Raw genomic sequence first — 11,693 nt, 5'->3', positions numbered from 1 at the left:
TGTCCCAGCATGTGCGAAGCACGGTCAATCTAGACCATCGAGAGCCGCCTGAAGAGAGGGTTGTGTGGAATTCGTGGTCTTGATTTGAAGACGGGCCGAGGAGCTGGAGCGGGTGATGCCGACGATCCTGGAGCGGGCCCGGCACAGCGACACCCGGCTCGCCGTCAACGGCGTGCCCACGCTCAAGTCCTTCACCCGGGTGCTGCCCGAGGTGGTCGCCTACACCACCCGGCAGTTCCTGAAGAACGCGGAGGTCCGACTGCCGCCGGGCCCGCACGTCCCCAGGCCCCGTCTGGCGGACCCCTACCCGTCGTCCGGCCCGGACACGGGAGACGACTCCGGAGGAGAGGCATGACGGCCGCAAGCGACGGACGCATCATCACCTTCTACTCGTACAAGGGCGGCACCGGACGGACGATGGCGCTCGCCAACACGGCATGGATCCTCGCCGCCAACGGCAAACGGGTCCTCGCGGTCGACTGGGACCTGGAGGCCCCGGGACTGGACCGCTTCTTCCATCCGTTCCTGGACCCCAACGTGCTCGCCGCCACCGGGGGCGTCCTCAACATCCTCCAGGACTACGCCTGGGCGGCGACCGACGGCATCACCCGCACGGGACCCTGGCACCTGGAGTTCGCGGACGTCGAACAGCACGCCGTCTCGCTCTCCCCGGAACGGCAGGGGCTCGCCTTCGAGAAGGGCGGCTCGCTCGACTTCCTCTCCGCGGGAAAGCAGTTCCGCGCCTACTCGGGCACGGCGTCCTCCCTGGAGTGGGACAACTTCTACGACCGCCTCGGCGGCGGCATGTTCCTGGAAGCGCTGCGCGACAGCATGAAGCGGTCGTACGACTACGTCCTGATCGACTCGCGCACCGGGCGGTCGGACACCGCCGACATCTGCACCCTGCAGATGCCCGACCTCCTCGTCGACTGCTTCACCTTCAGCGACCAGGCCCTGGACGGCGCCGCCGACGTGGCGTACAGCGTCGGCGACGAGAGCCGCAAGCGGCGGATCCGGGTGCTGCCGGTGCCGATGCGCGTCGACGACGGCGAGAAGGACAAGGTGGAGGCGGGCCGCGCGGTGGCCCGGTCGAAGTTCGCCGGCCTGCCGAAGGGGCCGGGCGGCGAGCGGCTGAGCGCCGACGAGATCACCGCCTACTGGGGCAGCGTCGAAATCCCGTACAAGCCGTATTACGCGTACGAGGAGACGCTCGCCGTCGTCGGCGACAAGAAGGGCGACCCGAAGTCGCTGCTGGCCGCGTTCGAGCGGCTCACCGCGTTCGTGACCGACAACGAGGTCACCGCGCTGCCGCCGATCCCGGACGCGGTGCGGCTGCGCTGCCGGGACGCGTTCATCCGGCGGCGGCCGCAGACCTCGGCGCTGCGGGTGGAGATCGCCTACGCGGCGGAGAACCGGATGTGGGCCGACTGGGCCGAATCGCTGCTGAAGCGGGCCGGGTGCACCGTCGTCCTGCACGACCTGGCCACCGGGCCGCTGGGCGCCCCCGCCCCCGGCACCCGCGCCCTGGTGCTCTGGTCCCGGGCGCTGTACGACTCCCGGCACACCGAGGACCTGCCGGGCCCCGCGGCCGCCGGCGACGCGCTCCCGGGCTCCGTGACACCGGTGCGGGTCGACGAGGTCCAGCCCCCGGAGTCGTACCAGCACCAGGCCGACCTGGTCGACCTGCACGGACTCGACGAACCCGGCTGCGAGGCCGCGCTGCTCGGCGCGCTCGAACTGCCCGCGCAGCTGCCGAAAGGCGGACCGGCCGCGCCCCGGTTCCCCGGCCACGTGCCGGACCACTGGAACGTGCCGCAGCGCAACAGCACGTTCACCGGCCGGGGTTACATCCTCGAGAAGGTGCGCGAGCAGCTGCGCAGCGGCATGACCGCCGTCCTGCCGCAGCACCAGGCGCTGTTCGGGATGGGCGGGGTCGGCAAGACGCAGATCGCGCTGGAGTACGTGCACCGGTTCAGCGCCGACTACGACCTGGTGTGGTGGGTGCCGGCCGAGAACGTCGACAACGTGGTGGCCGCGCTCGCCGAACTCGGCTCCCGCATCGGCGCGCCCGGCGGTGAGGACATGGCGCTGGCCAGCAAGGAAACCGTGCGCATGCTCTCCAGGGGCAACCCCACCAAGCGGTGGATCCTCGTCTTCGACAACGCCGACGACCCGGAGGACCTCGCCGGTTACATGCCCACCACCGGCGGCGGCCACATCCTGGTCACCTCGCGCAACCAGGCGTGGTCCGACAGGGGTCAGACGCTGCCGGTCGACGTCTTCCAGCGGCAGGAGAGCGTCGAGCACCTGTCCCGGCGCGCCCCGGGCCTCACCCCCGCCGAGGCCGACCAGGTCGCGGAGGCGGTGGGCGACCTGCCGCTCGCGGTGGAGCAGGCCGGCGCCTGGCTGGCCGAGACCGCCATGCCCACGGCCGAGTACCTGCGCCGCCTCACCGAGGAGACCGCGGCGGTGATGGGGCTCAACCAGCCCTCCGACTACCCCGAGACGGTGGCCGCCACCTGGAACATCTCCATCCAGCGGCTCCGGGAACGCTCGCCCGCCTCGGTCCGGCTGCTGCAGCTGTGCGCGTTCCTCGCCGCCGAGCCGATCTCCTCGGAACTGCTCTACGACAGCGACGAGATGCTCTCCGCCCTGCGCCTGACGGAGAGCATGCTGATCGGCCAGCTGGTACGGGAGATCGGCAAGCTCGCCCTCGCCAAGGTCGACCAGATCAACCGCTCGATCCAGGTGCACCGGCTGGTGCAGGCGGTGATCCGCTCCCAGATGACGGAGGAGGACCGGCGCACCGCACGGCACACGGTGCACGAGATCCTCAGAGGCGCCCGCCCCAAGGGCGACGAACCCACCGACAACCGGGAGAACTGGGCGCAGTTCGACATCATCTGGCCGCACCTGACCGCCTCCGACATCCGCAACTGCACCGAGGCGGAGCCGCGCCGGCTGCTCATCGACCGCGTCCGCTACCTGTGGAAGCGCGGCGAGTTCCCGCGCGCGCAGCGGCTCGCCGAGGAACTCCTCGCGCACTGGAAGGAACCCCTCGGCGAGGACGACGAGCAGTACCTGTACCTGCGCTGCCAGCTCGCCAACGTGCTGCGCTCCCAGGGACTGTACGTCGAGGCGCGGGAGATGGACGACGACGTGCTGCGGCGGCAGCGCCGGCTGCTCGGCGACCGGCACCCGCACACGTTCATCACCACCTCCGGCCTCTCCAGCGACCTCGCCGCGCTCGGCGAGTACACCAAGGCGGTGGAGCTGGCGAAGGAGGCGCACGACGGCTTCAGCGACCTCTTCTACGAGGCCCACCCGCGCACCCTGAACGCGGCCAACAACCTCGCCCTGGCGCTGCGCATGGTCGGCCGGTACAAGGACGCCCTGCAGATCGACGAGGTCACCCTCACCCGGCGCACGCAGGTGCACGGCGCCGATCACATCTACACGCTGTCGTCCGCCGAGAACCTCGGCCGGGACCTGCGCGAGGTCGGCGAGTACCAGGCGTCGGTGGCCGTGCTGTCGCGGGCGTACGAGCAGCACAAGCGGGTGCTCGGCAAGGAGTTCCCGGGCACGTTGCGGTGCGCGAAGTCGCTCGCGGTGTCGCTGCGCCGGGCGGGCGAGCTGGAGGACGCGCGACAGCTGACGTCCGCGACGCTGGAGCAGTACCGCGCCCAGTACACCGCGCCCACCCCGGACTCGCTGGCCTGCGAACTCAACCTCGCCGCCGACCTGTTCGCGGCCGAGGACCCCGAGGCCGCCCGCGACGTCGCGCAGAAGGTGCTCACCGAGTACGTGAAGAAGCCCGGCGAGGCCCACCCCTACACGCAGACCGCGATGAACAACCTCGCCGTCTTCCACTGGGGCTGCGGGGACGCGGAGCAGGCCGAGGAGGTGTTCCAGAAGGTGCTGGAGCGCATGACCGAGGTGCTGGGCGCCCATCACCCGCACACCCAGTTCTGCTCCGCCAACTACGCCATCGTGCTCGCCCAGAGCGGCCGGCTGGAGGAGGCCTGGGAGCGGGAGCGGCTCAGCATCGACGCGCTCCGCGCCGACCTCGGCGCCGACCATCCCGAGGTGCTCGCCGTGGTCAGCAACGGCGCCCTCACGCTGAACGCCCTCGGCCGCCCGGACGAGGCCCGGACGCTGCGCGAGGACGCGGTCCGGAGGCTGCAGGGGCTGCGCGAGAAACTCGGCGAGAACAACGGCATCACCCGCTTCGCCCTGGAGGAGCGGCGCGTGTACCGGGACCTGGAGCCGCTGGCCGTGTGAGCGCGCGCGGCGGACGGTGCCCGACGGTCCGCGGGTCAGCCCCGCGGCGTGCCCGCCAGCAGCCAGTCCAGTACGTCGGGCAGGGCGCGCAGCGACCCGAAGTGGGCCGCCCTCGGCTCCAGGACGGCCCTGGCGCGCGGGATGCGGGCGGCCAGCCAGGAGAAGTGCGAGGCGGGCGAGAACACGTCCCTGGCGCCGTGCCACAGCAGCACCGGGACCCCGATGTGCGCCGGGTCGAAGCCCCACGGCCGGGTCAGCGCGAGCGCGTCGTCGATCCAGCCGTACGGCGAGGTGCGCAGCGCCTCGTGGTAGGTGCGCAGCAGCATCGAGCGGATGCTGCTGTCGGAGACGATCAGCCGGTCCTCCTCGGTCAGGTCCGAGCGCAGGTCCTCCAGCAGCCGCGCCGGGTTGCTGCGGATGTCGGCCGAGCGCGGGATGATCCCGGCCTCGTACCCTTCCGGGTCGGTGACGGCCGTGTGGAACTCGCGGACGTTGAACGGCGTCATCCCGGCGAACCAGTCGAGCCCCTCGGCGTCCCGCGGCGCGAGCGCCACCAGGGCCGCGGCGCGCGTCACCCGGCCCGGCAGCAGGGCCGCGCAGGCGAGGGCGTGCGGCCCGCCGCCGGAGCGTCCGGCCACCGCGAACCGGTCGAGACCCAAGGCGTCCGCCACGGCCGCCACGTCCTCGACGACGTCCACGACCCGCCGCCCCGGCCGGCGGTCCGAACCCCCGTACCCCGGACGGTCGAAGCTGATGAGCCGGGCACCGTGCTGGAACAGGAACATCGGCCGGGGCCGCGGCCCGACCCGGCTGCCGGGCATGCCGTGCAGGAGGAACACCGGGCGCCCCCTGGGATCCCCGGACACCTCCACCCGCAGCCGCCGCCCACCCGTCGTCCGCACCAGATCAGGCACCGCCGTGTCCCCCTCCCGCGGCCCTGGCCGGGGCCGCGCTGCCCGGCACTTGCCCGCAGAGCCGAGCGGCGAAACGAACGTGCAGGTCAACCGGCTTGTTAACGGCGGGACTCAAGGGCGGTGACCGGGTACGTGCCGGTCCCGCGCCCGTCGTACAGGGCGCGAACCGGCGACCGCCCCCGGCCCCGCACGGCGTGCTCCGGGTCTCCGGGGCACTAGTACGGCAGGATGCGCCCGGAAGGCGTCCTGCGGTCGATCTCCTGCCCGCGGGGAGCGGGCCGACGAACAACGCGTACGCGGATCCGACCGTCCATGACGCCCTCCTCTTGCCGAGCCCTGACCGGTACCTGCTGTCCGGTAGGAGGGCTCTGCCCCGCGCATGGCAGGTCCAAGCCTGGTGCGGGGCAGCAAAGTTGACGCGGGCCGGGCGGACCGGGGCGGGCCGCGCGCCCGGCACCCCGCGCGAGCACGGCCGCGGGACGGCGCCGGGGTGACCTCCGGCGGCACCGGGGGCCGCTTCCGGCCGCTGCTCAGGTGGCCGGGGCGGCGGCCAGCCAGCGGGCGACGTCGCGCGGGTCGGCGGCCGTGCCGGTCATGCGGAGTTCGCGGTGCACCGCGCGCGGCAGTTCGGGACGGTGCAGCAGCGGACGGGCCCCGAGGGCGAGGACGAGACCGGTCCACGCGTCGGCGTCCTCGGGGTCCCCCGCCAGCAGGCGGGCGTAGGCCTCGGCGGCGGACGGGTCTCCGGCGACCAGGGCGCGGTCGGCGACGGACGGTACGGGCCGGTCCCCGGCGTCCGGCACGGCGAGGCGCTGCCGGATCAGTCCGTCGCGGGCCTGGGACCAGGGCGCGACGGGATCGGGGACGACGGTGGACGCGGCGATGCGCGCGTCGGCCGCGGCACCGGCGGTGAAGGACCGGGCCAGCGCACGGACGTCGTCCGGGGCGGGGGCCAGGTGCCGGATCCGCCAGCCGGTGCGGTGGTCGGTGGCCGCGAACTCGGCCAGGGCGGCGATCTCCGGCCGGATCCGGGCGTCCGACCACCAGGCCGGCAGCCGCCCGGCCATGCCGTGCAGGAAGCGGCGGCCGTGCGCGGTCAGGGCGGGATCGGCGAGCAGGATGTGCACCGCCTCCTGGGTCTGGCGCCTGCGCAGGGCGAACTCGAACTCGGCCGGCGGGCGCCCGTCCGGCGGCGCCTGGTCCAGGTACCTGCACCAGAAGTCGGTGATGCCCAGGAAGGCGTAGGCGCCCTGCAGCAGGCCGCTCAGCGGGCGCGGATCGGGGCGCCAGGGGGCGTAGTGCCGTGCGGTCCCGTCGTCCCGCTCCAGGGTGAACAGGTGGAGCAGCGCGCCCAGTTTGGTGTGCTGGAACTCGTGGACGAGGGTGACCGCGAAGCTGACCGGGTCCGGGGGCAGCGAGGAGAGCAGGCCGCCGAAGGCGTCGCTGGACGAGGCGCTGAAGACCGTCCAGGCCGAGGACCGGCGCACCCGGGCGATGGTGCGCAGTCCCACGGCCATCGCGGCGGCCGTGCCCGGGTCGATGTCCGCGAGCAGGTCCAGCGCGCCGTCGAAGCGTTCCTGCCAGCGGGCGAGTTCGTCCTTGCCGAGACGCTGCGGCGGCAGCGGCTCGCCCAGGTCCCGGTAGGGGTCGATGTCGTCCAGCCAGAGGGTCATCGGCCGTCCCCGCCCGGCGGCCCGCAGGGTGTGCAGCCCCAGCCACCCGGGGGCGTCACCGTCATGGGCGCCGGACGGCCCCACGCACGCGCCCTGCGGATCGACCCGCAGCCGGCCGTCCCCGACCACCACCTCCGCCGTCCCCCACCGCGGCCGGTCCGGCAGCCGGGCCAGCCCGAGGGTGGGGAACATCGCCGTGCCGTCGCGCAACGGCACGGTGGTGCGCAGCGGCAGCCCGGCGCGCAGCGCGGCGACCGCGCACACCGCGTACAGATGGCCGAGGTCGGTCCAGAGCGGCCCGTCGCCCCAGGCCGTGTGGCGCACGCGCCGCAGGCCGTGCCCCAGCCAGATGCCGACCTGGGGATGGGTCAGCAGCTCCGCGAACTCCTCCGGGGCCCGCCGCTGAGCCGTCGTCAGGACGTCCCACGCGGTGTCCACGGGCGGCAGCGGACCGAGCGCGCCGGGGGTCCCGGCGATGGCGTCGAGCAGGGTCCGCAGCAGCAGCAACCGCCTGCTGTACTCGGTGACGCGCAGGAAACGCACCGTCTCGGGGCCGCCCCGGCCCGCGGCCAGGTCGCTGAAGTGGGCCGAGGGCAGAAGATGGTGATCCGCCTGCGCGGGTGCGGAGCGTGCGTCCGGCACCTGTCTCCTTCCGCGGGGTCCGTCAGTCGGCTCGTCCGGGGCCCGGATCCGTCGCGAAGTTGACCCTGGGCCGTTCGACCTGCCGCAGCAGCCGCTGCAGTGCACGCGCGTAGAGGTCGGGGCTCTGCGCCCGGAGCTCGGAGAGGGCGGTGTCGCTCAGGTCGGGCAGTTCGGATCTCATGAATTCCGCGGACCTGTCCATGCGCCGTCCCCCTGAGAACGCCCTGTCTCCCGTTGATTTCATGATGACGCATGGACCAGATGCCGGGAAGGCCGTGATCAGGCCGGACGGTCCCCCGGCCCGGCCGGCAGCCGGCGGGCCGCCCAGTCCTTCAGCTCGCGCTGTGCCAGCGAGCCCGGGTCGAGCACACCGAGCGCCTCGACCAGAGCGGCCAGGCCGCCCGGGTGCAGGCGGCAGGTGCGGACGATGCTGATGATGTCCGCGCGGGCCGCGCCCAGCCGGGGAATGGCGCCGGCCAGGTCCGCGGGCAGCATGCCGACGACGAGCTGGCGCTGGTCGCGGTCGGTCAGGGCGGGCCAGCCGGCCAGCAGGGCGACCAGTTCGGCCAGGGCCGCCTCCGGCACCGGTTCCTCCCGGCGCCGGGCGGCGGGGAAGTCGAAGTGGCGGACGTCGCCGGCCCCGGACCGGTACCAGAGCGAGGTGGGCCGCTGGCCCCCCTCGGTGAACCGTCCGACCACGGTGTCCGCCACCGCCCCCATGTCCGGTGGCCAGTTCTCGTCACCCGCCGCCTCCAGCACGGAGAGCACGGCCCGGGAGAACGCCCCGGTCCGCCGCACGGGGTCGTTGGCCGCTCGCTGCCCCGGTCCCGAGGCCAGCAGCACGAACTGCTCCCGGCCCGGCAACCGGTCGCCGCGGGAGGGGACTTCGCCGGGCAGCGAGCGGACGAAGCCGAGGTCCTCGACGAAGGTCTGGCAGGAGTCCACCAGCCAGATCTGGCGCCGGAAGCCGGGCAGCGCGTCGGTGGTGAGGGCGGTCAGCCAGGCGTCCAGGTCCAGGTTGCGCTTGTCGCCGGCCGTGGCGTCGGCGTAGAAGAGCCTGCGGTGCCCCTGCGGGTCGGTGACCCCGTGGCCGCCCCAGACGACGAACAGCAGGTCGCCCTCGACCGCGGGCAGCCGGCGGGTCAGCACCTCCTGCACGGCCTCCCGCCCGGCGGGACCGGCGGGCACGTCCACCTCGGGTCCGCCGGTGCCGGGCAGGGCGTCCAGCAGCAGGGAGATGTGGGCGGCCGGCACACCACGGCCGCGCAGCCAGGCGGTGAAGCGGCGGGCGTCGGCGGCCGGTCCCGGCAGGTCCCAGGACGGGCCGACGGCGTAGCGTTCCACGCCGACCACGACGGCGTGGGTCCGGTCCGGGCGCGCGACGGTCACGGCAGCTCCCCGGCCAGCACGCGATACAGCTCGGGGTTGCTCCAGTAGGCGCTGTGGGAGAGCGGGAAGGGCTGGCGGCTGTCCAGGGCGACGTCCCGGACCCGGCCGGGGAAGACGCCGGCCCCGAGGTAGCTGAGCAGGTCCCGGCGGTCGTAGACGTTCAGCCAGGGCGGTACGTGTCCGGGCAGCGGGTCGCCGGGCTCCAGGCTGGGCAGCGCCCCCAGTTCGTACAGGAACGGGGCCTGCGAGCCGACCGTCACCAGCAGCGCGACCTGGGGCAGGGGCCGCAGCACCAGCAGGTCCAGCGCGGCTATGCCGCCGAGGCTGTGGGCGAGCAGCACGACCGGCGGCTCCGCCGCGAGCACGGCCTGTGCGACGGCCTCGCGGACCGGGCCGCCGCGCGCCAGGTAGAGCAGCACGTCCCCGGCCGCCGGATGGGCCGCGTCGGTGAGCGCCGAACGCCGTCTGACCGCCTGCGCGGAGGCCAGGCCGAGGGCCAGCCGCCCGGTGAGCCGCTTGATCCGCCGGGTCACCGGGCCGCGGTGCGTGCCCGGCTCGTCCCCGCTGCCCGAGGGGCCGGGGAGCAGGGCCGCGATCCGGGCGACCGCCTCGTCGCGGGCGGTGCCGTCGAGGGCGGCCGCCGGTCCCTGCCGCCCGGTGCGGCGGCGCACCGCCTCGGCCACGAAGGCCCGCGCCAGTTCGGCCGTCCCGGCGCCCTCGACGGGGGCGCGGAGGAAGGCGCGGCAGTCGTCGGTGGTCAGTACGGCGGCCACGGCGGCGGCGAAGTCCTCCGCGAGGCCCGCCGCGTCCAGCAGGCGGCGCAACGGGGCGTCCGCGGTGAGCGCCGGAGCCGCCGCCGAGAGCGCCTCGCCCGGCGGCCGGGTTCCGGGGGCCGACTCGGTTCTCCCGGTGGTCTCCGCGGTGAGCAGGCGCAGTTCGAGCAGCGGGTCCAGATAAAGAAGTCCCCAGAATTCGACGTCCTCGTCGAGGTCCTGTCGCAGCGCGCCGGGGGCGTGCGTGTCCGGTGCTTCACGCCCGGTCCCGTACCCCGGCACGGAAATACCGTTCGCATGCAGTACCGATCCGGCAGTTCCTCCCCAATAGCAGGAAGAAACGCGGACTTCGGGCCGTAACGGCCGCAATCCTTCCCGTACGACTTCCACGGTTCCGCTGAATCCCGGCTCGCGCACGCCGGTGCCGTGCACGAATAAGACCGTCGTCACCGTCGACCCCCCGCCCCAGAACGGCATATTCCAAGCGCACGCAACAATAGGTCAGTTGCGTCTTCGACGGCTACACTGCGTAGGGAAAACGCCACAGGGTGCGGCACTTGCCGAAGGGGGATGCCGGTGAGCATCGACTCCACTGTCACTCATGTCGTCGCAGCTCTCGCACTGGTGATCACGGCCTCCACCGCCCTGGGAGCGGTCGCGCGCAGGCTGCGCCAGCCTTCCGTCATCGGACAGTTATTCGCCGGCATCGCCCTCGGCCCCAGCCTGCTGGGTCTGGCCCCCGGAGGGGTGTACGAAACCCTGTTCCCGGACCAGATCAAGCCAATTCTCACTTCCGTGGCGCAAGTCGCGCTGGTGCTGTTCCTGTTCGCGGTCGGCTATGAACTCGACCTCGGCCAGCTGCGTCATCGCGGCGCGGTGACCGCCGTCTCGCTGAGCGGGTTCGCGATTCCCATGTTTATCGGAGCCGGCATCGTCCTGCTGTATTCCGGAGGTTTCCGCTCCGCGAACGGCGGGCATCCGATCGACGCGACATTCACCCTCTATATGGCGGTCGCCCTGTCCATCACGGCGGTGCCCGTGCTGGCGAGCATCATCCGGGACCAGGGCCTGGCCGGCACCCGCCCCGCCACGATCGCGATGGCCGCCGCCGGAGTCATCGACGCGCTGAGCTGGCCGGTGCTGGCCGTCGCCCTGATCGGCGGCGAGGACGGCTCGCTGCGCTCCTGGACCCTCAAGGTGGCGCTGCTCGCCGCGTACGTGCTGGTGATGTTCGCCGTCGTGCGGCCGGCGATGAAGTGGTGGATGCGCCGGCCCGGCGCCCTGCTGACCAATCACGTCCCCGTCGCCGCGGCCCTGGCGCTGGCCTCCGCCTGGGCCACCAGCGCGCTCGGACTGCATGTGATCTTCGGTGCGCTGCTGGCCGGGATCATCATGCCGCGCCAGCCCGACGGCGCCCCCGACAGCCAGGTGCTGCGACCGCTGCAGGAGACCGGCGGCCTGCTGCTGCCGGTGTTCTTCACGATCTCCGGGATGTCGGTGCAGCTCAACGGGGTGCACGCCTCCGACCTTGTGCTCCTGCTGGTGATATGCGCCGCCGCGGTGGTGGGCAAGGTGGCCGCCGGCGCCCTGTCGGCCCGAGGCGGCGCCCGGCTGCCCTGGCGCGACTCGCTGCTGATCGGCGTGCTGCTCAACACCCGGGGGCTCACCGAACTCATCGTGCTCAACGTCGGGTTGCAGGCGGGGGTGATCGGCCCCCGGCTGTACGCGCTGCTGGTCGTGATGGCGCTCGTCACCACGGCGGCCACCGGTCCGCTGATCGGCCCGCTGCACCGTCCGGCCGACCGCCTCGGCACCGGCCCCGACGGCGAGCAGAGGCCGGGCTCCGGACAGACCCCGGCCGTGGACGCCGAACCGACGCCGCAGCCCTAGCGCCACGGCCGGCGCCGACCGTGCGGCCACCGGCCGGGGCGCCGTGGGGGGGGGGGGGCGGCGGGCGGGGGGGGCGGGCGTAACGGCACCCGGCGGCGCCCGGGTAGAGAAGATAATATGGGAGCACCCCG

The 11,693-nt window shown here is 73.5% G+C and carries 8 protein-coding genes; 3 read left to right on the top strand and 5 right to left on the bottom strand.

Going from position 1 to position 11,693, the window contains the following annotated elements; translation table 11 throughout:
* Positions 1–115 precede the first annotated feature (115 nt).
* Both AB0M11_RS39965 and fxsT read left to right on the top strand, forming a co-directional pair.
* Positions 116–355, top strand: coding sequence for a hypothetical protein (locus tag AB0M11_RS39965; RefSeq protein WP_365713645.1), 240 nt, complete (start codon positions 116–118; stop codon positions 353–355).
* Positions 352–4,281 (top strand): FxSxx-COOH system tetratricopeptide repeat protein, encoded by a 3,930-nt coding sequence (gene fxsT, locus AB0M11_RS39960; RefSeq protein WP_365713643.1) that lies wholly within the window; start codon positions 352–354, stop codon positions 4,279–4,281. The genes AB0M11_RS39965 and fxsT overlap by 4 nt, the downstream gene beginning before the upstream one ends.
* Positions 4,282–4,316: 35 nt before the next feature.
* Here fxsT and AB0M11_RS39955 read toward each other — a convergent pair whose 3' ends face one another.
* The 5 genes from AB0M11_RS39955 to AB0M11_RS39935 form a co-directional block, all read right to left on the bottom strand.
* Positions 4,317–5,195: an alpha/beta hydrolase gene (locus AB0M11_RS39955; protein WP_365713641.1), complete on the bottom strand. Its 879-nt coding sequence runs from the start codon at positions 5,193–5,195 to the stop codon at positions 4,317–4,319.
* Between the two features lie 530 nt (positions 5,196–5,725).
* The gene (locus AB0M11_RS39950; RefSeq protein ID WP_365713639.1) at positions 5,726–7,510 is read right to left on the bottom strand and encodes an HEXXH motif domain-containing protein; all 1,785 of its coding nucleotides are present in this window, start codon (positions 7,508–7,510) and stop codon (positions 5,726–5,728) included.
* Between the two features lie 22 nt (positions 7,511–7,532).
* Positions 7,533–7,691 (bottom strand): hypothetical protein, encoded by a 159-nt coding sequence (locus AB0M11_RS39945; protein ID WP_365713637.1) that lies wholly within the window; start codon positions 7,689–7,691, stop codon positions 7,533–7,535.
* A gap of 98 nt (positions 7,692–7,789) precedes the next feature.
* Positions 7,790–8,899: a caspase family protein gene (locus AB0M11_RS39940; RefSeq protein WP_365713635.1), complete on the bottom strand. Its 1,110-nt coding sequence runs from the start codon at positions 8,897–8,899 to the stop codon at positions 7,790–7,792.
* Positions 8,896–9,954, bottom strand: coding sequence for a hypothetical protein (locus AB0M11_RS39935; protein WP_365713633.1), 1,059 nt, complete (start codon positions 9,952–9,954; stop codon positions 8,896–8,898). The genes AB0M11_RS39940 and AB0M11_RS39935 overlap by 4 nt, the downstream gene beginning before the upstream one ends.
* Positions 9,955–10,248: 294 nt before the next feature.
* Here AB0M11_RS39935 and AB0M11_RS39930 point away from each other — a divergent pair, with 294 nt between their 5' ends.
* On the top strand, positions 10,249–11,562 hold the full coding sequence (locus AB0M11_RS39930; RefSeq protein WP_365713631.1) for a cation:proton antiporter: 1,314 nt from the start codon (positions 10,249–10,251) through the stop codon (positions 11,560–11,562).
* Positions 11,563–11,693: the final 131 nt, after the last annotated feature.

It is taken from the genome of Streptomyces sp. NPDC051987, from assembly GCF_040680735.1.
In the GTDB taxonomy this organism is placed as follows: domain Bacteria; phylum Actinomycetota; class Actinomycetes; order Streptomycetales; family Streptomycetaceae; genus Streptomyces.
Note: the sequence above shows the minus strand (reverse complement) of the source record. Positions and strands in the feature narration are given on the sequence as shown.